The sequence below is a fragment of the Teichococcus vastitatis genome, from assembly GCF_003604215.1.
GTDB classification, from domain to species: Bacteria; Pseudomonadota; Alphaproteobacteria; order Acetobacterales; family Acetobacteraceae; genus Pseudoroseomonas; species Pseudoroseomonas vastitatis.
Genome location: NZ_QXGS01000001.1, coordinates 281,076 through 300,939 on the forward strand (window position 1 = coordinate 281,076; position 19,864 = coordinate 300,939).

18 protein-coding genes are annotated in these 19,864 nt (G+C 68.3%); 9 read left to right on the forward strand and 9 right to left on the reverse strand.

Translation table 11 applies throughout. The features are described from left to right. Positions 1 to 59 precede the first annotated feature (59 nt). Positions 60 to 1,931 carry a DNA primase gene (dnaG, locus tag D2K64_RS01300; RefSeq protein ID WP_120005883.1) on the reverse strand — a complete coding sequence of 624 codons (1,872 nt, stop codon included), beginning with the start codon at positions 1,929 to 1,931 and terminating at the stop codon, positions 60 to 62. A 41-nt stretch (positions 1,932 to 1,972) separates the two neighbouring features. After that, a complete protein-coding gene (locus D2K64_RS01305; RefSeq protein ID WP_120005885.1) occupies positions 1,973 to 2,431 on the reverse strand; it encodes a GatB/YqeY domain-containing protein in 459 nt (152 codons plus the stop codon). Positions 2,432 to 2,591: 160 nt separating this feature from the next. On the opposite strand from D2K64_RS01305, the gene carA reads away from it, so the two are divergent. The 5 genes from carA (at position 2,592) to D2K64_RS01330 (ending at position 9,933) form a co-directional block, all read left to right on the forward strand. Further along, complete coding sequence (carA, locus tag D2K64_RS01310) at positions 2,592 to 4,004, forward strand: glutamine-hydrolyzing carbamoyl-phosphate synthase small subunit (protein WP_277819104.1); 1,413 nt, start codon at positions 2,592 to 2,594, stop codon at positions 4,002 to 4,004. A 45-nt stretch (positions 4,005 to 4,049) separates the two neighbouring features. Continuing rightward, complete coding sequence (locus D2K64_RS01315; protein ID WP_120005890.1) at positions 4,050 to 4,799, forward strand: SDR family NAD(P)-dependent oxidoreductase; 750 nt, start codon at positions 4,050 to 4,052, stop codon at positions 4,797 to 4,799. A gap of 28 nt (positions 4,800 to 4,827) precedes the next feature. Beyond that, positions 4,828 to 8,073 (forward strand): carbamoyl-phosphate synthase large subunit, encoded by a 3,246-nt coding sequence (gene carB, locus D2K64_RS01320; RefSeq protein ID WP_120005892.1) that lies wholly within the window; start codon positions 4,828 to 4,830, stop codon positions 8,071 to 8,073. A gap of 128 nt (positions 8,074 to 8,201) precedes the next feature. Beyond that, on the forward strand, positions 8,202 to 8,675 hold the full coding sequence (gene greA, locus D2K64_RS01325; protein ID WP_120005894.1) for a transcription elongation factor GreA: 474 nt from the start codon (positions 8,202 to 8,204) through the stop codon (positions 8,673 to 8,675). Positions 8,676 to 8,679: 4 nt separating this feature from the next. Beyond that, the gene (locus D2K64_RS01330; RefSeq protein ID WP_120005896.1) at positions 8,680 to 9,933 is read left to right on the forward strand and encodes a threonine ammonia-lyase; all 1,254 of its coding nucleotides are present in this window, start codon (positions 8,680 to 8,682) and stop codon (positions 9,931 to 9,933) included. Positions 9,934 to 9,961: 28 nt separating this feature from the next. On the opposite strand, the gene D2K64_RS01335 is transcribed toward D2K64_RS01330, so the two are convergent. Next, positions 9,962 to 10,435, reverse strand: a complete 474-nt coding sequence (locus D2K64_RS01335; protein WP_120005898.1) for an Lrp/AsnC family transcriptional regulator — start codon at positions 10,433 to 10,435, stop codon at positions 9,962 to 9,964. 138 nt (positions 10,436 to 10,573) lie between these two features. Between D2K64_RS01335 and trxB the strand changes: the two genes are divergently transcribed. The 3 genes from trxB (at position 10,574) to D2K64_RS01350 (ending at position 13,343) form a co-directional block, all read left to right on the forward strand. Then, on the forward strand, positions 10,574 to 11,548 hold the full coding sequence (trxB, locus tag D2K64_RS01340; protein WP_238383939.1) for a thioredoxin-disulfide reductase: 975 nt from the start codon (positions 10,574 to 10,576) through the stop codon (positions 11,546 to 11,548). Beyond that, complete coding sequence (locus D2K64_RS01345) at positions 11,548 to 12,441, forward strand: LysR family transcriptional regulator (RefSeq protein ID WP_120005902.1); 894 nt, start codon at positions 11,548 to 11,550, stop codon at positions 12,439 to 12,441. The genes trxB and D2K64_RS01345 overlap by 1 nt, the downstream gene beginning before the upstream one ends. 629 nt (positions 12,442 to 13,070) lie before the next feature. Further along, positions 13,071 to 13,343 carry a hypothetical protein gene (locus D2K64_RS01350; protein WP_120005904.1) on the forward strand — a complete coding sequence of 91 codons (273 nt, stop codon included), beginning with the start codon at positions 13,071 to 13,073 and terminating at the stop codon, positions 13,341 to 13,343. A gap of 11 nt (positions 13,344 to 13,354) precedes the next feature. Here D2K64_RS01350 and D2K64_RS01355 read toward each other — a convergent pair whose 3' ends face one another. Then, positions 13,355 to 13,687, reverse strand: a complete 333-nt coding sequence (locus tag D2K64_RS01355; protein ID WP_120005906.1) for a hypothetical protein — start codon at positions 13,685 to 13,687, stop codon at positions 13,355 to 13,357. Positions 13,688 to 13,831: 144 nt separating this feature from the next. On the opposite strand from D2K64_RS01355, the gene D2K64_RS01360 reads away from it, so the two are divergent. Then, positions 13,832 to 14,161: a multidrug DMT transporter permease gene (locus D2K64_RS01360; protein WP_120005908.1), complete on the forward strand. Its 330-nt coding sequence runs from the start codon at positions 13,832 to 13,834 to the stop codon at positions 14,159 to 14,161. Positions 14,162 to 14,183: 22 nt separating this feature from the next. Here the strand turns inward: D2K64_RS01360 and D2K64_RS01365 are convergent, their stop codons facing one another. The 5 genes from D2K64_RS01365 to D2K64_RS01385 form a co-directional block, all read right to left on the reverse strand. Continuing rightward, a complete protein-coding gene (locus D2K64_RS01365) occupies positions 14,184 to 15,176 on the reverse strand; it encodes a GNAT family N-acetyltransferase (RefSeq protein ID WP_120006727.1) in 993 nt (330 codons plus the stop codon). Between the two features lie 80 nt (positions 15,177 to 15,256). Next, positions 15,257 to 16,456: a pyridoxal phosphate-dependent aminotransferase gene (locus tag D2K64_RS01370; RefSeq protein ID WP_120005910.1), complete on the reverse strand. Its 1,200-nt coding sequence runs from the start codon at positions 16,454 to 16,456 to the stop codon at positions 15,257 to 15,259. 162 nt (positions 16,457 to 16,618) lie between these two features. Further along, positions 16,619 to 17,401 (reverse strand): M48 family metalloprotease, encoded by a 783-nt coding sequence (locus tag D2K64_RS01375; protein WP_120005912.1) that lies wholly within the window; start codon positions 17,399 to 17,401, stop codon positions 16,619 to 16,621. 201 nt (positions 17,402 to 17,602) lie between these two features. Continuing rightward, positions 17,603 to 18,805 (reverse strand): pyridoxal phosphate-dependent aminotransferase, encoded by a 1,203-nt coding sequence (locus tag D2K64_RS01380; RefSeq protein ID WP_120005914.1) that lies wholly within the window; start codon positions 18,803 to 18,805, stop codon positions 17,603 to 17,605. 91 nt (positions 18,806 to 18,896) lie between these two features. After that, positions 18,897 to 19,709, reverse strand: a complete 813-nt coding sequence (locus D2K64_RS01385) for a DUF2189 domain-containing protein (RefSeq protein ID WP_120005916.1) — start codon at positions 19,707 to 19,709, stop codon at positions 18,897 to 18,899. Positions 19,710 to 19,864: the final 155 nt, after the last annotated feature.

A 19,864-nucleotide genomic window follows, 5' to 3' on the forward strand; every position in this document is an offset into this window, starting at 1 on the left:
ATGGTTGTCTGATGACGGCGCGCCGGGCATCGCCGCGCGAGTGCCCGGCGCGCCGGCGACTAATGCAACTCGCCGGCGTCGCCGAAGGCTTCTTCCTGCAGGTCGCCGCGACGCTGGGCGGCCAGCAGCTCGTTGAGCCGGATCAACCGCGTCTGCGCCACCGCGTCGCCCGTGGCGGCGAAGTCGCGCTCGGCCTGCTGGCGCTCGGCCAGCAAGGCGGCTTCGCCACGGAAACGGCCGAAGAAATACCACCACTGCTCCGCCACCAGCTTCGGCAGGGCTTCCGCCGCGCAGGCCGCGGGCAGCATGCGGGGCGATTGCCGCAGCCATCGCCAGCCTTCCGGCTCGGTTGCCTGCAGATGGTCGGATAACAGGGCGGCTTCAAGCTGGGACGCCGCGCCGTGCCAGGCCAGCAGGCATTGCCGCAGCTGGTGCGGCAGGCCATCCGGCAGGTCGAGCTGGCCCAGGGCTTCCTCGATCTCCGGCAGCAGCCAGGGATGCGCGGCCGTGATGGCCAACAGGCAGCGCGCCTGTTCCACCCGCACCTGGGCCGGGTCGATGCCGGGCCGGAGCGGCGTGAAGCCGGGGGCGTGGCGGAGGCCGCGCCCCGCACGGTCACCGCCCCCGCGCCCGCCATCCCGTCCGCTCCAGGGGCGTGGCGGAGGCGACCGCCGCTGGCTGGCGAAGAAGCGGTCCAGCAGCGTCCGGCGGTATTCGCCGGCCAGGAATTTGTCGGGGATCTTGCCGGCGGTTTCCTCCAGGAGGTGGCGCAGCGCCGCGCGGCTTTCCGGCGTGTCGCCGCCGGGGAAGCGTGCCGCCAGCATGTCGTAGAGCACGCCGGACAGGGGCTTGGCCGCCTCCAGCACCGCCTGGAAGGCGCGCGGTCCGCCCGACTTGATCAGCGTGTCCGGGTCCTCGCCCGATGGCAGGGCGACAAAGCCGAGCGACCGGTCAGGCGAGAGCAGCGGCAACGCCAGCTCGGCGGTGCGGGCGGCGGCGCGGGCACCCGCGGCATCGCCGTCGAAGCACAGCAGGGGTTGCGGCGCGAGCCGCCAGAGCTCCGCCAGCTGTTCCTCCGTCAGCGCGGTGCCGAGCGGGGCAACAGCGCCGGCAAAGCCCGACTGATGCAGGGCGATGACATCCATGTAGCCTTCCGCCACCACCACCGGCGCCCCCTTGAAGGCGGCTTCCCGCGCCAAGTCGAGGCCGTACAGGTTGCGGCGCTTGGAAAACAGTTCGGTTTCCGGACCATTCACGTATTTCGGCAGCCCGTCGCCCAGGATGCGCCCGCCAAAGGAGATGATGCGGCCGCGCCGATCGCGGATCGGGAACATGACGCGGTTGAAGAACAGGTCGACGGGTGGCTGGTCGCCCTCCCCTTCCCGCATGAGCCCGGCCTCGCAGAGCTGGCGGATCTCGATGCCCTGGCCCTTCAGGTCGGCCGCCAGGGCGCCGCGGCCGCCGCCGGACCAGCCCAGGCCGAATTTGCGGATGGTCTCCTCGGTCAGGCCCCGGCGCAGGAGGTAGTCCAGTGCGGCGCGGCCTTCCGGCAGGCGCAGCCGGCGCTGGAACGCGTCGGCGGCCGCCTGGAGCACGCCGTGCAGGTCCCGCGCCTTAGCCTCACGCTTCGCCTGCTGCGGCGTCGCCTTGGGCACGTCGAGCCCGGCCTCGGCGGCCAGCCGCTCCACGGCCTCGGGAAAGGTGGCGCCCTGGCTCTGCATCACGAAGGCGATCGCGTCGCCATGCGCACCGCAGCCGAAGCAGTGGTAGTGGTCGTCGTACACGTAGAAGGAGGGAGACTTTTCCCCGTGGAACGGGCAGCACCCTTTCCATTGCCGGCCGGCACGGGTCAGCTTGGTGTTGCGCCCGATCAGCGCCGCCAGCGGCGTGCGCAGGCGCAGCTCCTCCAGGAAGTTCGGCGGCAGCGACACCCGATCCTCCTCTGTTCTGTTCCGTTCCGGCCGCGTCGAGCTTAGGCGCCCAGCGCCGCCTTCACCAGCGGCCCGGCCTTGGCCATGTCCATGCTGGCCGCGTGCCTGGTCTTCAGCACCGCCATCACCTTGCCCATGTCCTTGATCGAGGTGGCGCCCGCTTCCTGCACCGCCTCGGCCACCGCCGCCTGCAGCGCGGCCTCGTCCATCTGCTGCGGCAGGAAGCCCTCGATCACGGCAATCTCGGCAGCTTCCTTGTCGGCCAACTCGGGGCGGTTGCCCTGGCGGTACAGAGCCTCGCTTTCCCGTCGGGACTTCACCATGCCGCGCAGCATAGAGACGATCTGCTCCTCCGGTACCTGTTCGATCCCCGTGGGCCGGGCGGCGATGTCAGCATCCTTCAGCTTGGCCATGATCATGCGGATGGTGGAGGTGCGGGGCGCATCCTTGGCCACCATGGAGATCTTCAATTCCTCGGTGAAGCGCGCGCGCAGGCTCATGGCTTGAAGCTCCTGGTTCGGGCGGAGGGTAGGCCCTCTCGCGAGGGCGGGGTATAAAGCGGCTTCAGAACCCGGCAACACCGGGAAGCCACTTGGGAAGAATTTTCCCAAGTGGCGGATACGCCTTGAACTGGGAAATATTTTCCCAGATAAGGACATCATGCGGTCCGTGGAAGATATCATTGCCCTGATGGGCGGCGCCGAAGCCCTGGCGACGCGATGCGGCGTCGGCACCGAAGCCGTGCGGAAGTGGCGGCAAGCGCGTGCCATTCCACCCAAGCACTGGCCGGCCGTCAGTGCCGCCACCGGATTGCCGCTGGATGCGCTGGCCCGGCTGTCCTCCCCCACGACCCCTTCGAACGCGGAGACGAGCATGGCCCCCGAAACCGTCCCAGGCATCACCCCCGGCGCCGCACCGCAGCAGCAGCCGCCCGCCGGCGCCACCGCGGCCCTGGTGCTGGCCGATGGTTCCGTGTTCTGGGGCCTGGGCTTCGGCGCCCACACCACCAGCGTCGGGGAAATCTGCTTCAACACCGGCATGACGGGTTATCAGGAAACCCTGACGGACCCCTCCTACGCCGGGCAGATCATCACCTTCACCTTTCCCCATATCGGCAATGTCGGCGCCAATGCCGAGGATGTGGAAAGCATCACCCCTGCCGCGCGCGGCCTTGTCGTGAAGCTGGACCTGACCGAGCCCGCGAATTACCGCGCCACGCGCCACCTGGATGACTGGCTGAAGAGCCATGGCATTCCCGGCATCGCCGGCCTCGACACCCGGGCGCTGACCACCCGCATCCGCGACTCCGGGGCGCCGAACGGCGTGCTGGCCTTTCCCGCCAATGGCCGGTTCGACCTCGCGGCCCTCCGGGCGCAGGCCACTGGCTGGCCGGGGCTGGAAGGCATGGACCTCGCCAGGGAAGTGTCGTGCCGCCAGTCCTACCGCTGGGAAGAAGGACTCTGGCACTGGGGCGAGGGCTTCGAGCCGTCGCCGGCCAAGAAGCACAAGGTCGTGGCCGTGGATTACGGCGCCAAGCGCAACATCCTGCGCTGCCTGGCCGATGCCGGCTGCGACGTGACGGTGCTGCCCGCCACCGCCACCGCCGAGGATATCCTGTCGCAGAACCCGGATGGCGTGTTTCTGTCCAACGGTCCCGGCGACCCGGCGGCAACGGGCGAGTACGCGGTGCCGGCCATCAGGGGCGTGCTGGAGGCGGGCAAGCCGGTGTTCGGCATCTGCCTCGGTCACCAGCTGCTGGCGCTGGCGCTGGGCGCCAGGACCTACAAGCTGGATCGCGGCCATCGCGGCGCCAACCAGCCAGTGAAGGATCTGGCGACGGGGCGGGTGGAGATCACCTCGCAGAACCATGGCTTCGCGGTGGATGATAAATCCCTGCCCGAAGGCGTGAAGATCACCCATGTGTCGCTGTTCGACGGCTCCAACGAGGGCATCGCCGCCGAGCACAGGCCGGCCTTCTCCGTGCAGTACCACCCGGAAGCCAGCCCCGGCCCGTCCGACAGCCACTATCTCTTCCACCGCTTCGTTGAGATGATCGAGAAGCACAAGGGCTGATCCCGGAGGGGATCTCCACGGCCGAACACGGGAAGGAAGCAGGGCATGTTCGATCTCAGCGGCCGCGTCGCAGTGGTCACCGGCGGCAATGGCGGCATCGGCCTCGGCATGGCGCGTGGATTGGCCGCCTCCGGCGCCTGGGTCGCCGTGGTGGGCCGCAACGCCGACAAGAACAAGGCCGCTGTGGCCGAGCTGGGCAAGGACGCCTTCGCCATCCAGGCCGATCTGGCCGAAGCCGGCGCCGCCGACCGCGTGATCGCGCAGGTGGTGGATCAGGCGGGCGGCCTCGACATCCTGGTTAACAATGCGGGCACCAACATCCGCCGCCTGCCGCAGGAGGTGACGGACGAGGACTGGCACGCGGTGATGGATGCCAACCTGACCAGCGCCATGCGGATGAGCCGCGCCGCCTACCCACATCTGAAGGCCAATGGCCGTGGCCGCGTCATCTGCATCGGTTCCATGATGTCGATCTTCGGCCTGCCGCTCTCGCCAGCCTACGGCGCCAGCAAGGGCGGCATCGTGCAATACACCCGGTCGCTCGCGGTGGCCTGGGGACCGGACGGCATCACGGCCAACGCCATCCTGCCCGGCTGGATCGAGACGGAACTCACAGCCGGCGCCAAGCGCGACATGCCGGAACTGAACGAGCGCGTGCTGTCGCGCACGCCGCAGAAGCGCTGGGGCCTGCCCCGCGACTTCGCCGGCATCGCCGCCTTTCTGGCCAGCGACGATGCCGCCTTCATCACCGGCACCGCCATCCCCGTGGATGGCGGCCTGTCGGTGCATGGCTGAATTTCTCCCTTAACGACGGGGTCCCCCGATGCCGAAGCGCACCGACATCAAGTCCATCATGATCATCGGGGCCGGCCCCATCGTCATCGGCCAGGCCTGCGAATTCGATTATTCCGGGGCGCAGGCCTGCAAGGCGCTGCGGGCGGAGGGCTACCGGGTGATCCTGGTGAACTCCAACCCCGCCACCATCATGACCGACCCCGGCCTGGCGGACGCCACCTATATCGAGCCGATCACCGTGGAGATGGTCGAGAAGATCATCGCCAAGGAACGGCCAGACGCGCTGCTGCCCACCATGGGCGGCCAGACGGCGCTCAACACCTCCCTGAAGCTGGCCGAGGCCGGCGTGCTGGCGAAGTATGGCTGCGAGCTGATCGGCGCCAAGGCCGAGGTGATCGACAAGGCCGAGGACCGGCTGAAGTTCCGCGACGCGATGACCAAGATCGGCATCGAGAGCCCGCGCTCGCACATCGCCCACACCATGGAGGAGGCGCGGGCGGGCCTGGAGCAGGTGAAGCTGCCCTGCGTCATCCGGCCTTCCTTCACGCTGGGCGGCACGGGCGGCGGCATCGCCTACAACAAGGAAGAATTCGAGCAGATCGTCTCGGCCGGCCTGTCCGCCTCGATGACCAACGAGGTCCTGATCGAGGAATCGGTACTGGGCTGGAAGGAATACGAGATGGAGGTGGTCCGCGACAGCGCGGACAACTGCATCATCGTCTGCTCCATCGAGAACCTGGACCCGATGGGCGTGCACACCGGCGACAGCGTCACGGTGGCGCCGGCGCTGACGCTGACGGACAAGGAATATCAGCGCATGCGCGACGCCTCGATCGCGTGCCTGCGCGAGATCGGCGTCGACACCGGCGGCTCCAACGTGCAGTTCGGCGTCAACCCTGCTGACGGCCGCATGGTGGTGATCGAGATGAACCCGCGCGTGTCGCGCTCCTCGGCGCTGGCCTCCAAGGCCACCGGCTTCCCGATTGCCAAAATCGCCGCCAAGCTCGCCGTCGGCTATACGCTGGACGAGCTGAAGAACGACATCACCATGGTGACGCCGGCCTCCTTCGAGCCGACCATCGACTACGTCGTCATCAAGATCCCGCGCTTCACCTTCGAGAAGTTCCCCGGCACGCCGGCCACGCTGACCACCTCGATGAAGTCGGTGGGCGAGGCGATGGCCATCGGCCGCTCCTTCAACGAGGCGCTGCAGAAGGGCCTGCGCTCGCTCGAGACCGGCCTCTCCGGCCTCGACGATATCGGCCATCCGAGCGACGGCTCGAAGGAGGCGCACATCGCCTCCCTCGCCACGCCGAAGCCGGACCGCGTGCTGAACGTGGCACAGGCCTTCCGCGCCGGCCTCACGGTCGAGGAGATCCACGCCGCCTGCAAGTTCGAGCCCTGGTTCCTGCGCGAGATCGAGAAAATCGTCCGCGCCGAAGAATGCGTCCGCGCCGAGGGCCTGCCGCAGGATGCCACCGGCCTCCGCCGCCTGAAGGCGATGGGCTTCTCCGACAAGCGCCTCGGCGTGCTGACCGGGCAGAACGAGGCCGCGGTGATGGCGCTGCGGCAGGAGCTGGGCGTGCTGCCGGTGTTCAAGCGCATCGACACCTGCGCCGGCGAGTTCGCCTCCGACACGCCCTACATGTATTCCACTTATGAGGGTGGCTTCGGCACGCCGGTGTGCGAATCCCAGCCGACGGACCGGAAGAAGATCGTGATCCTGGGCGGCGGTCCGAACCGCATCGGCCAGGGCATCGAGTTCGACTATTGCTGCGTCCATGCCTGTTATGCGCTGCGCGACGCCGGCTTCGAGACCATCATGGTCAACTGCAATCCCGAAACGGTGTCCACCGATTATGACACCTCCGATCGCCTCTACTTCGAGCCGCTGACGGCCGAGGACGTGATTTCGCTGATCCGCAAGGAACAGGAGCGTGGCGAGGTGCTGGGCTGCATCGTGCAGTATGGCGGCCAGACGCCGTTGAAGTTGAGCCAGGCGCTCGACAAGGCCGGGATCCCGATCCTCGGCACCTCCGCCGAGGCCATCGACATCGCCGAGGATCGCGAGCGGTTCCAGCAGCTCCTGAAGGGCCTGGGGCTGAAGCAGCCGCAGAACGGCATCGTCCGCACGCTGGAGGAGGCGGTGGAGGAGGCGGAGCGCATCGGCTATCCGGTGGTGGTGCGCCCCTCCTATGTGCTCGGCGGCCGGGCCATGGAGATCGCCTACAACAAGGAGCAGCTGCTGCGCTTCGGGCAGGAGGCGGTGAAGGTGTCGGGGGAGAACCCGATCCTGATTGACCAATACCTGCAGGACGCCATCGAGGTCGACGTGGACTGCATCGCCGACGCGGCGGGCGAGGTCTACGTCGCCGGCGTGATGGAGCATATCGAGGAAGCCGGCATCCATTCCGGCGACAGCGCCTGCTCCCTGCCGCCCTACTCGCTCTCGCCCGCCATCATCACCGAGCTGAAGGCGGAAACCGAGGCGATGGCCAAGGCCCTCAAGGTCAAGGGCCTGATGAACGTCCAGTACGCCGTCAAGGACGGTGAGATCTATGTGCTGGAGGTCAACCCCCGCGCCTCCCGCACCGTGCCCTTCGTCGCCAAGGCGACCGGCGTTCCGGTGGCCAAGATCGGCGCCCGCGTGATGGCCGGCGCCAAGCTGTCCGAATTCAAGCTGGATGACGAGGCGATCAGCCGCCACGTCGCCGTGAAGGAAGCGGTGTTCCCCTTCAACCGCTTCCCCAATGTCGACGTCATCCTCGGCCCCGAGATGAAGTCGACCGGCGAGGTGATGGGTCTCGACGCATCCTTCGAACGTGCCTTCGCCAAGTCGCAGCTGGGGGCGGGCGTGAAGTTGCCAGAGGCCGGGAACGCGTTTGTTTCCGTCAAGGACAGCGACAAGAAGACCGCCATCCAGCTCGCCCGCCGGCTGACTGAAATGGGCTTCCAGGTGACCGCCACCAAGGGCACCGCCGCAGTGCTGCGCGATGCTGGCCTGCCGGTTTCGGTGGTGAACAAGGTGATGGAGGGCCGGCCGCATTGCGTGGACGCCATCCGCAACGGTGAGATCCAGCTGGTGATCAACACCACCGGCACCGGCCAGGCGGTGTCGGACAGCTTCGACATCCGCCGCGGCGCGCTGACCCAGGGCGTTCCGCACTACACCACCATGGCCGGCGCGCGGGCCGCCGTGCACGCCATTGCGGCGCTGAAGGCCGGAACCCTTGATGTGGCGCCGCTTCAGGCTTATTTTCATACCTCTTTCTGATGACGGGCGGATCCGTGCAACCGGATCCGCCCGTTCCGTATTTTTCGCCACAGGCCCCGCTGGAGGGGCCGGCAGCCGCCCGGCGAACAGCCCGGCGGCCGTAGCCGCGTATGAAGGAAGGGACTGCCGTGCAGAAGTTCCCGATGACCGCACAGGGCCTCGCCAAGCTGGAGGAGGAGTTGCGGCAGTTGAAGTCGGAGGAACGCCCCGCCGTCATCCGGGCGATCGCCGAGGCGCGCGAGCATGGCGACCTGTCGGAAAATGCCGAATACCACGCGGCCCGTGAGCACCAGTCGTTCATCGAGGGCCGCATCGCCGAACTGGAAGGGGTGATTCCCTCCGTCGAGGTGATCGACGTGTCGAAGCTGTCGGGCGACCAGGTCCGCTTCGGCGCCACCGTCACGATCATCGACGACGACAGCGAGGAAGAAAAGACCTACCGCATCGTCGGCCAGCATGAGGCCGACACCAAGCAGGGCTCGATCTCGCTGTCCTCGCCGCTGGCGAAGGCGCTGCTCGGCAAGTCGGTGGGCGACACGGTCGAGGTGCCGGCGCCGGGTGGCGCCCGGGCTTATGAGATCACCAAGGTCCGCTTCGTCTAACGCGATGCCCAGTCGCAGCCTGCCGGGATCGCTGATCGAGGACCCCTCGCCCACCTTCATTACCCTGGCCGATGTGCGGGAGGCCGCCGTGCGGATCGCGGGTGCGGTGCTGCGCACGCCGCTCGTGCCGGCGCCGGCCATCGGCCGCGTCGCCGGCTGCGAGGTGTGGCTGAAACTCGATAACCTGCAGGCCACCGGCGCCTTCAAGGAGCGCGGCGCGGCCAACCGGCTGGCGCTGCTGACGGCGCGGGAGAAGGCCACCGGCGTGATCGCCATGTCGGCCGGCAACCACGCCCAGGCGGTGGCGCGACATGCCAGCTTGCTTGGCATTCGCGCCACCATCGTGATGCCGCGCTTCACCCCGGCCACCAAGGTGGTCCGCACCGAGAGCTGGGGCGCCACCGTGGTGCTGCATGGCGAAACCCTGGCCGAGGCCGCGGCCCATGCCCATCTGCTGGCCCTGCGCGACGGGCTGACCTTTATCCATCCCTATAATGATCCGGGCGTCATGGCCGGCCAGGGCACCATGGCGATCGAGATGATCGAGGACGGCCCGGGCCTCGACACCCTGATATTCCCGGTCGGCGGCGGCGGGCTGCTGGCTGGCTGCGCCGCCGCCGCGCTGGAGCTAAATCCCGCGCTGAAGGTGTATGGCGTCGAGGTGGAGGGATACCCCGCCATGGCGCAGCGCCTGGCCGGCCAGCCGGTTTCGGTGGGCGGCCCCACCATCGCCGAGGGTATCGCCGTGCGCGATGTGGGGGAAAACCCCTACGCCCTGCTGAAGCGCCTGGACATCGAGGTGCTGGTGGTGCCGGAGCGGGCCGTGGAACAGGGCATCGCGCTGCTGGCGGAGGGCGCCAAGGTAGTGGCGGAGGGTGCCGGGGCCGCCGGCGTTGCCGCCCTGCTGACCCATCCCGTCCGCTTCGCCGGCCGCCGCGTCGGCACTCCGGTCTGTGGCGGCAACATTGATGCCCGCGCACTGTCCAACGTGCTGCTGCGGCAGTTGCTGCGCGACGGCCGCATCCTGCGGCTGCATTTCGACATTCCGGATCGGCCCGGCATGCTGGCCGATATCTCGAAGCGCATCTCGGACGCCGGCGGCAACGTCATCGAGGTCAAGCACCAGCAGTTGTTCGGGGCGCCCACGGTGCAATCCACCGAGCTGGAACTGATGATCGAGGTGCGCGACTCCGTGCAGGGCCAGGCTATCATCGCCGCGCTGGTGGCGGCGGACTACGTGGTGCGCCGGGCACAGTGAGGCATCCGGTCGAGGCGGGCTGACGCCGTCAGATCGGCACGCCGGGCTCTTCCTTGGCCGTCTGGATGGTTTGCAGCGTCATCACCCGCGCCACGTTGGAGGCTGAGGTAAGGCGGCTGGTCAACTGATTCTCGTGCGCCGTGTCGCGCGCCACCAGCCGCAGCATGAAATCGCCGCCGCCGCGAATCATGTGGCATTCGCGGACCTCCGGCCAGGTGGTGACATCGGCCTCAAAGGCGGACAGCACGGCGTGCTTCTGGCTTTCCAACCCGACCACGGCGAAGAAGGTGATCTGCCAGCCCAGCGCCACAGGGTCGATGTCAGCATGGTAGCCGCGGATGATGCCCGCCTCCTCCAGCCGGCGCACCCGGCGCAGGCAGGGCGGCGCCGAAAGGTCCACACGCCGGGCCAGCTCCACATTGGTCATGCGGCCATCGGCCTGCAGCTCGGCCAGGATCTGGCGATCCACGGCATCCAGGGCTTCGGTCGAATCAGACTTCATCAGAGACCATTTCGTTGCTGGCGCGGCGTTTCCGACGCAATATCCTTGCAGAGCCCTCCCACTTCAAGGCATCGGGTTGCCAGCAACGGTCTTCTTTCCGATATGCTTGGAACCCAAAGCGATTTCAGGACCAGAGCCTTGCCCGAGACCCATCGTACCCGCCTGCTGATCCTCGGCGCCGGACCCGCCGGGTACACGGCCGCCATCTATGCCGCCCGGGCCGGGCTGGAGCCGCTGGTGGTCGCCGGCATGCAGCCGGGCGGGCAGCTCACCATCACCACCGAGGTCGAGAACTTTCCCGGTTTCGCCCAGCCGATCCAGGGACCGTGGCTGATGGAGCAGATGCGGGAGCAGGCCGAGCATGTTGGCGCCCGCATCCAGTACGACCTGATAACCGGGGTCGATCTCGGCCAGCGGCCATTCCGCGCCACCGGCGATTCGGGCGACACCTATGTGGCGGATGCCGTGGTGATCGCGACCGGGGCCCAGGCCAAGTGGCTCGGCATTCCCGGCGAGAAGGAGCTGTCCGGCTTCGGTGTCTCAGCCTGCGCCACCTGCGACGGCTTCTTCTACCGCGGCAAGGACGTGGCGGTGATCGGCGGCGGCAACTCGGCGGTGGAGGAGGCACTCTACCTCGCCAACTTGGCCAAGCACGTGACGCTGATCCACCGCCGCGATTCGCTGCGCGCCGAGCGCATCCTGCAGAAGCGGCTGCTTGCCAAGCCCAACGTGACGGTGCTGTGGGACACGGTGACGGAGGAGGTGCTGGCCGAGACCGGCGGCCGCACGCCCGTCGCGCGCGGCCTGCGCCTGCGCGACCGCAGGAGCGGCGAGGCACGGGAACTGGCAGTGGATGGCGTCTTCGTCGCCATCGGCCATGCCCCCGCGACCAGCCTGTTCCACGGACAACTCGACATGGATGCGGAGGGCTATCTGGTGACGGCGCCTGATTCGACTCGCACCAGCCGCGAAGGCGTCTACGCCGCCGGCGACGTGCAGGACCGCACCTATCGGCAGGCGGTCACCGCCGCCGGCACCGGGTGTATGGCAGCGCTCGAGGCCGAGAAGTTCCTCGCCGTCAGCGAGGAAGAGCAAGCGGCCGAGGCCGCCTGATGCCGCTCGACTGGGACAAGCTCCGGGTCTTCCATGCCGTCGCCGAGGCCGGCTCCTTCACCCATGCGGGGGAATCGCTGAATCTCAGCCAGTCCGCCGTGTCGCGCCAGATCCAGGCGCTGGAGGAAGCGCTGGCGGTGCCCCTGTTCCACCGCCATGCGCGGGGCCTGATCCTGACCGAGCAGGGGGAGACGCTGAACCGCACAGTGCGGGAGGTGTTCGCCAAGCTGGCCATGACCGAGGCCTTGCTGACTGAAAGCCGTGAGCGCGCGGCCGGCCGCCTCAAGGTGACCACCACCACCGGCTTCGGCGCCACCTGGCTGGCGCCGCGGCTGCGCAAGTTCATGGGGATCAATCCGGACGTCACGGTCACCATGCTGCTGGACGATGCCGAACTCGACCTCGCCATGCGGGAGGCCGATGTGGCGATCCGCATGCATCCGCCGAAGCAGCCGGACCTGATCCAGCGCCACGTGGCGACCTTCGGCTGGAAGGTGGTGGGCCATGCCGATTACCTGAAACAGGCGGGCATCCCGCAGCGGCCAGAGGACCTCGATGCGCACCGGCTGATCGTTTACGGCGATTACCGCCCGCCGGTGGAAAGCATCAACTGGCTGTTGGAAGCAGGCCGCCGCCCCGGCAGCCCACGTCGGGCGGCGGTGGAGGTGAACTCCCTTCCCGCGATGCTGCACGCGGTGCGCTCCGGCCTCGGGTTGGCGGCCATGCCGGACTACATGGGCGATCAGCTGAACGACCTCGTTCCCGTGCTGCAGGATTACAAGGCGCCCCGCATCGAGGCGTATTTCGTGTATCCGGAGGAAATGCGGAATTCCAAACGGGTGGGCGTGTTCCGCGACTTTCTTGTTGCGGAACTCGCCGCGGCGAACAGCTGACATGCAAGGCGCACTATGCATGTTCCGCATGGGTGCGCCGCGATAAAGCATCTTCTTGCATGAGATGGTGGAGCTTACCGTCTGGTTATCCGACTGATTCTTCGGACAGGGTCATTGACCCTACGTCTCCCAGACGTGAAGCCTCCCTGTATCACTTGGCCCGCGAACCCTCTGGGTGAGCGGGCTTTCTTTTATGGGTTGGCCTCTGCCTCCTGCTCTGGCTCGGCCGTTAACCTTAGGCGTCCTGGCGGGTTGCCCCGGAGACCGCCTCACCCCAGGTGGCCCTTATCAACGACAAAGGTTGTTTGATCATGGCCAAAGCCACGAAGCCCTTCCGGATCATCATCATTGTTCTGGCCGTCGTCATTGTCGGCAGCCTGCTGATCTATGGCTTTTCACCGGCACCCGGGACGCCCTGAGCTTGTTCGTCATCCGGAGTTCTCGAGACCTGCCGAATGATTGCCGAACCCAGGCCGGCGCCATCCGGGAGCGTCAGACCTGCCTGACAATCCACGCGCATTGATTCGGAATTCTGCAACCTTAACGATTCGGTGAGATTTACAGCGCTAGACTTGCCTCCAGGGCCGGTCCCCCCGTCCGGCTCGCCTCCTGTCCCAAGAAGGGATCACATGCGTAGCCTCAAGCTGCTTCTGGGGTCGGTCGCTTTCCTGCTGTGCTTCTGGATGACGAGCGGCCTGTTGACCCAGTCCCTGTTCGCCCCCGACGAACTGGATTGTGCCGTTGTCGGGCGGGAAACGGAAGACCGGCTTCGCACGGTCAATTCCGGTCTCGTCGGCATCAGCCTCGCTGGCACGGCGCGCGCCGCCTGCCTTGCCGGTGCTTCCCTGCCCGCAGCCGAGACCATGCCGCCGCATCGTGATCAAGCCGTCCCGGCGGGCTGAAGCAGGGAAGATCAGCGCAGTCCGCGCTTCGCGCGGCGCAGCAGCCAGCCTTGCCATCCGGATGCCTTGTCGATGGCATCTCGGAGCTGGCGCAACTCGGCTTCCGCCTTGGAGCGCGCCAGCGTCGCCTCCACGGCCAGACCGCGCGCCACCTGCCGCTCCTCCTCGAGCGTCGCCAGGCGCTTGGCCAGCACGAGGCTGCCCGCCTCAGTGCGGCTCAGCTCCACCTGCCTGAGCAACGCCTGTGCTTCCTCCAGCTCCTGCCGCAGCCGGGAAATCTCACGCCCCGGGTCCGTGATCTGCCGCGTCGGCCTGACGGTTCCCTTGGATCGGCCACGCCCCATCGCATCACTCCATTGCCAGGCACGGCCCAGGGATTCGCGGGCCGGCCAATCATGGGCCCGACACTACGCATGACGGCGCCGCTGTCGATGGGCAGGATGCGCTTAAGTCTTGGCAAGCGGCATGGCGGAGGCTACCGCCCAGGCATGGACCTCTACCTTCCCGCGATGATGCTGCTGTCCGGCGGCGCCTTTATCCACAGCCGCTCGAACGTGCCCGAGCTGCGCCCCGCATCCGAAGCCGCCGACACGGCGTGGAAGCTGCTGGCCCGCTTCGCTTTCTTTCTCTGGATCGGCCTGCTGGTCTGGGGCGCTTACCAGCGGCCGCTGATGACGGTGGTGGCCGCCTTTGTGCTGTCGCTGCTGTTCAACGTGTTGCTGGCCATTCGCGGCCCAAGGCCTATTTGGCCCGGCCTGTCGATGATCCTGGCCTCGATCGGGTTGACGCTCGGGGTCTACACGGTGCTGGCCGGCTGAAGCCTTTGCTGTGTCCGGCGGGCTACAGCGCCCGGTAGAGCAGCAGCTGGTCCGCCAGCCGCCCGGCGGCGTCGCGGCCGAAGCCCGGAATACGGCCCGCCTCCACCCAGCCGAGGCCGCCGAACAACCGTTCCGCCGCCTCTCCCGCCCGGCAATCCAGCGTCAGCAAGGAGCGGCCGATGCCCCGCGCCGCCTGCTCCGCCCGTTGCGCCAGGGCACGCCCCACCCCCGCGCAGCGGAATTCGGGATGCACCAGCAATTGCCGCAGGATGGCCCGGTGCGCCTCAGTATCCGGCGTCGTGAGATCGAGCTGCGCCGTACCGGCCATGCGCCCCTCCTGCCACGCCACCAGCAGCAGCCGGTTGCCCATCGCTACCTCGGCCGAGGTCTTGCGCCACTGGACCCGCGCCGCATCCAGCGACAACGGGTGCCGGTGGCCGAGGGGCGCCCCATCGGCGACGCAGGCCACCAGGATCTCGGCCAGGCTGCGCTCGGCGCTGGCCGCGGCGGCGGCGTCCAGCGCCTCCACCACCAGGCCGCGCGCCGGCTTGGCGTAGCGGAACTCCAGCGATTTCGAAACGTCGTCCAGAATACGGATCGAGCCGGCGCGTACATAGCCGCGCTTCTCGTAGAAGCGGTGGGCCGCCTCGAACCGGGTGTCGGTCCACAGCACCAGGCGCTCGGCGCCCTGCTCCCGCGCATGCGCCTCGGCATCGCCCAGCAACCGGTGCGCGAGACCGCTGCCGCGTTCCGACGCCTCCACATACATCTTGTTGATTTCCCAGGCACGGTCCGAGCCGAGCGGCCGCGCCGCCACCATGCCGGTGATGCGTCCATCCCGATCCGCCACCCAGACCGCGCCGCCAGCCCGCCGGAAGTGGCTGGCCAGGGCGCGCAGCTCCGGCACCTCGCCATCCACGTCCAGGATACAGTTAGGGTATTCCGCCCAGGCGTCGCCGATCAGGCGGATGAAGTCGGCCGCATCGTTGTCGCGGCCCGGGCGGATGGTGAGCATGGCAGTCCTGAGCAGTTCTTCGGCGGCCGCCGGCCGGAATCGGCAGGCCGCAAGGCGGTCATGGTAGGCCGGAGGACCCTTCAACGCAGTTCGCGGCAGAATTCCTGGATGCGGGTGCAGGCCTCGCGCAAGCTTTCCGTGTCGGTGGCATAGGAGATCCGGATATAGGGGCTCATGCCATAGGCCGTGCCCTGCACGGTGGCCACCAGCTTCTCCTCCAGCAGCGCCAGGGCGAAGTCGGTGTCGGTGTCGAGCTTCTTGCCACCCTTGCTGGTCTTGCCGAGGCAGGCGGCGATGTTCGGGTAGACGTAGAAGGCGCCTTCCGGCTTGTGGCAGGTCAACCCCGGCGCCTCGCACAGCATGGACACCACGAGGTCGCGGCGCTGCCGGTAGATGGCGGCGCGCTCGGCCAGGAAATCCTGGGGGCCGTCCAGCGCGGCGGTGGCGGCGGCCTGGCTGATGGTGCTGATGCCGGAGGTGAGCTGGCCCTGCATGTTGGCCATCGCCTTGATCAGCGGCTTCGGGCCGCCGGCGAAGCCGACGCGCCAGCCGGTCATGGCATAGGTCTTGGAGGCGCCATTGACCGTCAGCACCCGGTCCTTCAGCCGCGGCTCGACCTCGGCAATGGTGCAGAATTCGCCTTCATAGACGAGGTGCTCGTACATGTCGTCGGTCAGGATCCAGACATGCGGGTGCTTCAGCATCACGGCGGCCAGCGCCGCCATCTCGGCGCGGGAACAGGCGGCGCCGGTCGGGTTGGACGGGAAGTTCAGGAACAGCCATTTGGTTTTCGGCGTGATGGCGGCGTCCAGATCCTCCGGGCGCAGCTTGAAGCCGTTGTTCTGCGGACAATTGACGAAGGTCGGCGTGGCCGTCGCCAGCTTCGCCATGTCGGCGTAGCTGACCCAGAACGGCGCCGGGATCAGCACCTCGTCGCCCGGATCGCAGGTGGCCAGCAGCGAATCCATGATGATCTGCTTGCCGCCATTGGCCACCAGGATCTCGTCCAGCGCGTAGTCGAGGTTGTTGTCGCGCTTGAACTTCTTCTGCACCGCCTTCTTGAGCGCCGGGGTGCCGTCCGTGGGCGGGTACTTGGTGTCGCCGCGCAGCGCCGCCTGGTAGGCGGCCTCGATGGCGTGGGTGGGGGTGGCGAAATCCGGCTCGCCGGCGGCAAGGCTGATGACCTGCTTGCCCTCGGCGGCCAACTCACGGGCGCGGGTGCCCATGATGACCGAGGCGGAAACGGCGATGTCCTTCAGGCGACCGGCGAGGGCAGGCATGGCAGCGTGAACTCCGAGCAGCGAGGCTGAGGCCTGACACCCTAGAAGCGGCGGAAGGCCACGCCAAGGCCACCCCGGCTGATGCCTCCATCAATGCGGCTGATGCCTCGCCCGCTCTGCCGACCGACGCGCCGCCCGGCCTGTTCCTTCGGCCGCGGCGCCTCAACCGCCCTGGCTGCGCCCCAGGCGCCAGTTCGCCGCCTGCATGTCGGCCACCGCTGCGTCGAAGGAGGCGATCCGATCCGGACCGGCCGGGTGGGTGGACAGCAGGGACGTCTCGGTCCGCCCTGACAGCCGCGCCAGGGCCAGCAGCATGGTGCGCGCCTGCGCCACGTCATAGCCGGCACGGCGCATGATGGTGGCGCCGATGGCGTCGGCCTCGCGCTCCTGTGCCTTGCTGTAGGAGATCACCGCCAGCTTCGAGCCGATTCCGGCAGCCCCCTGTGCCAGCCCATCCGCCGACACGCCGGCATAGGCCCCCGCCAGCGACGCCAGGATGCCTGCCAGCGCACCGCCGATCTGGGCCCGCTGCGTGGTGCTCTGCACATGGTTGGCGGCGTGGTGCGCCATCTCGTGCGCGATCACGAACGCCATCTCGTCATCGGTCCGGGCGTATTCGGCGACACCGCGCTGGATGATGATGTCACCCTCGCCAGTGGCCGCCGCGTTCAGTTCCTGGCTCGGGTCGTAGATAAAGCGCCAGTTGCAGCTGCGGCCCAGTTCCTGGCAGGCACTGCTGCCGGCCGGCGCCAGGCGCCGCGCGACGCGGGCCACGGCCTGTTTGGCCTGTTCCTCGCTCATCGGCCGGCGCACGGGGGCCTGCCCGCCGGCGATTTCGGCCGTGGCGGCATATTGCTGTTCGGGCGTGAAGCCGGGGCCCTGGTAGTAGGGATCGGCGCAGGCCAGCAACGGCAGCAGCAGCAGCAGCAGCAAGGCAGGGCGCATGGCGGAACGGGCTCCGGCGGTCAGGGTTGCAACGCCCGGTGGCTGACCGGGATGCAGGGCGGCGTCACGGCCCGTTCAGGGAGGCAGGGCGGCCGGCGGGAAGCAGCGGCGCGGCGGAACCCGCGCCCGGCCTGCTCCCTCCGGCCCCGGCAGCGCCCGTGGCCGCGAAAGGGCGGGTCGGAACCCACCCCTGCCTTCCGCCTACTTCAACCCGGCACAGAAGCGCTGGATGCGGGTGCAGGCCTCGGTCAGCAGCGCGTCCGAGGTGGCATAGGAGATGCGCATGTGGCCTGGGAACATGAAGGCCGAGCCGTGCACGGCGGCGACGCCCTCCTCCTCCAGCAGGGCGGTGACGAAGGCCTCGTCATCCGCGATCGGCGTGCCGCCCTTGCTGGTCTTGCCGATGCAGCCGGCCAATGAGGGAAACACATAGAACGCCCCTTCCGGCGTCGGGCAGTGGATGCCGGCGGCTTCGTTCAGCATACCCACCACAAGGTCGCGGCGGCGCTGGTACACCACGCGCATGGCGGCGACGCTGTCCTGCGGGCCGTTCAGCGCCTCCACCGCCGCCGCCTGGGACACGGAGGACGTGTTGGACGTGGACTGGCTCTGCAGCTTGTCCATCGCCTTGGCGAGCGGAAGCGGCGCGCCGGCGAAGCCGATGCGCCAGCCGGTCATCGCCCAGGCCTTGGAGCAGCCGTTCATGGTGACGGTGCGGTCCTTCAGCCGCGGCTCGACGGCGGCGATGGTGGAGGCCTTGAAGCCGCCATAGACCAGCTGCTCGTAAATGTCGTCGGTGAACACCCAGACATCCGGATGGCGCAGCAGCACCTCGGCCAATGCCTTCAGCTCCGCGGCGCTGTAGGCGGCGCCGGTCGGGTTGGACGGGTTGTTCAGCATCAGCCACCGGGTACGGGGCGTGATCGCCGCCTCGAGCTGCTCGGGCGTGATCTTGAAGCCCTGGTTCGGTCCCGCCGCCACGATCACCGGCTTGCCGTCGGCCAGGGAGACGATGTCCGGGTAGGACACCCAGCACGGCGCCGGGATGATCACCTCGTCGCCGGCATTGATGGTGGCCAGCATGGCGTTGAAGATCACCTGCTTGCCGCCGGTGGAAACGACGATCTGCTCCACCGTGTAGTCCAGCCCGTGTTCGCGCCTGAAATAATCGGCGGCCGCCTGGCGCAGCGTGCGGGTGCCGGAGACATCGGTGTAGCGCGTCTCGCCGGCCATGATGGCGTTCACCGCCGCCTGTTTGATGTTGTCCGGCGTGTCGAAATCCGGCTCGCCGGCCGAAAGACTGATCACATCCTTGCCCGCGGCCTTCATGGCACGCGCCTTGGAAGTGATGGCGATGGTCTGGGATGGCGAAACGCGGTCGAGCCGCTCGGCGGTCAGGGTCATGGTGCGGGACGGGTCCGGAACGAAAAAATGCGCCGGACCCTACCCCTCTCCGGGCTGCGGGGGCAACCCGCGGCAGCTCCCGCCCCGCGGCCTAGCGCACCACCACCTTCCGATACAGGTGCCAAGTGGCGTGACCCAGCACGGGCAGCACGACCGCCAGGCCAACGAACAACGGCACGCTGCCCAGCGCCAGCAGCCCCGCCACCAGCAGCCCCCACAGCGCCATCGGCCCCGGATTGGACAGCACCGCCCGCAGCGAAGTGCGCAAGGCGGTGCCGGCATCGACCGGGCGGCCCTCGGCGCCGCGGTCGAGCAGCAGCGGGAAGGACACCACCGTCAGGCTCAGCACCAGAACGGCGAACAGGAAGCCGGCGCCATTGCCCAGCAGCAGCAGCCGCCACCCCTCGGGCGTGGTGAACACCGCTTCGACCAGTTCGGCGAGGTTGGCCGGCATGTAGGCAGTGGCGCCGAGCGTGGTGCTGTAGATCAGACCGGCCACCAGCAGCCAGGCCGCAAAGATCGCCAGCAGCATCACGCCGATCAGCAGGATGGCGCCCAGTGCGGGGTTGTGCCGCACGTCGGCGGCATGGTGCCAGGATACCGGCAGGTTCCGCTCGCGGCGCCGGCTCAGCTCATAGATGCCCAGCGCGGCGAAGGGGCCCACCAGGGCGAAGCCGGAGGCCAGCGGCCAGACCAGGGGCAGCACCGCGCCGCCCGCCATGGCGCGGGCCGCGACCAGCCCGATCACCGGATACAGGATGGCCAGAAAGATCAGCTGGGTCGGGTTTGCCTGGAAGTCGCGCCAGCCGAGACGCAGCGCGTCCACGGCATCGGCCATGGTGATCCGGCGGATGCGGGGTGCTTCGGCCGGAACCGTTTGCTGCAGGGACCAAGTGGATTCCATTATGTGTCCTCCCGGGCCTGCGGATTGTCCGCAGGCCTCGCCATGAGCGCGGAAGGCCCGACGGTCCCGGAAGCGACCACGGTCGGGTCGTCCACAGGCTTCGATCTGGGATGTGGCGGCGGCGTTGCAAGCACCGACCGGAGATCAGGAGATCA

Excerpts from the sequence above, each read along its gene's own strand:
- D2K64_RS01305 (WP_120005885.1), bottom strand. The coding sequence starts at position 2,431 with ATGAGCCTGCGCGCGCGCTTCACCGAGGAATTGAAGATCTCCATGGTG.
- carA (WP_277819104.1), top strand. The coding sequence starts at position 2,592 with ATGCGGTCCGTGGAAGATATCATTGCCCTGATGGGCGGCGCCGAAGCC.
- D2K64_RS01315 (WP_120005890.1), top strand. The coding sequence starts at position 4,050 with ATGTTCGATCTCAGCGGCCGCGTCGCAGTGGTCACCGGCGGCAATGGC.
- carB (WP_120005892.1), top strand. The coding sequence starts at position 4,828 with ATGCCGAAGCGCACCGACATCAAGTCCATCATGATCATCGGGGCCGGC.
- D2K64_RS01330 (WP_120005896.1), top strand. The coding sequence starts at position 8,680 with ATGCCCAGTCGCAGCCTGCCGGGATCGCTGATCGAGGACCCCTCGCCC.
- D2K64_RS01335 (WP_120005898.1), bottom strand. The coding sequence starts at position 10,435 with ATGAAGTCTGATTCGACCGAAGCCCTGGATGCCGTGGATCGCCAGATC.
- D2K64_RS01345 (WP_120005902.1), top strand. The coding sequence starts at position 11,548 with ATGCCGCTCGACTGGGACAAGCTCCGGGTCTTCCATGCCGTCGCCGAG.
- D2K64_RS01350 (WP_120005904.1), top strand. The coding sequence starts at position 13,071 with ATGCGTAGCCTCAAGCTGCTTCTGGGGTCGGTCGCTTTCCTGCTGTGC.
- D2K64_RS01355 (WP_120005906.1), bottom strand. The coding sequence starts at position 13,687 with ATGGGGCGTGGCCGATCCAAGGGAACCGTCAGGCCGACGCGGCAGATC.
- D2K64_RS01360 (WP_120005908.1), top strand. The coding sequence starts at position 13,832 with ATGGACCTCTACCTTCCCGCGATGATGCTGCTGTCCGGCGGCGCCTTT.
- D2K64_RS01365 (WP_120006727.1), bottom strand. The coding sequence starts at position 15,176 with ATGCTCACCATCCGCCCGGGCCGCGACAACGATGCGGCCGACTTCATC.
- D2K64_RS01370 (WP_120005910.1), bottom strand. The coding sequence starts at position 16,456 with ATGCCTGCCCTCGCCGGTCGCCTGAAGGACATCGCCGTTTCCGCCTCG.
- D2K64_RS01375 (WP_120005912.1), bottom strand. The coding sequence starts at position 17,401 with ATGCGCCCTGCCTTGCTGCTGCTGCTGCTGCTGCCGTTGCTGGCCTGC.
- D2K64_RS01380 (WP_120005914.1), bottom strand. The coding sequence starts at position 18,805 with ATGACCCTGACCGCCGAGCGGCTCGACCGCGTTTCGCCATCCCAGACC.
- D2K64_RS01385 (WP_120005916.1), bottom strand. The coding sequence starts at position 19,709 with ATGGAATCCACTTGGTCCCTGCAGCAAACGGTTCCGGCCGAAGCACCC.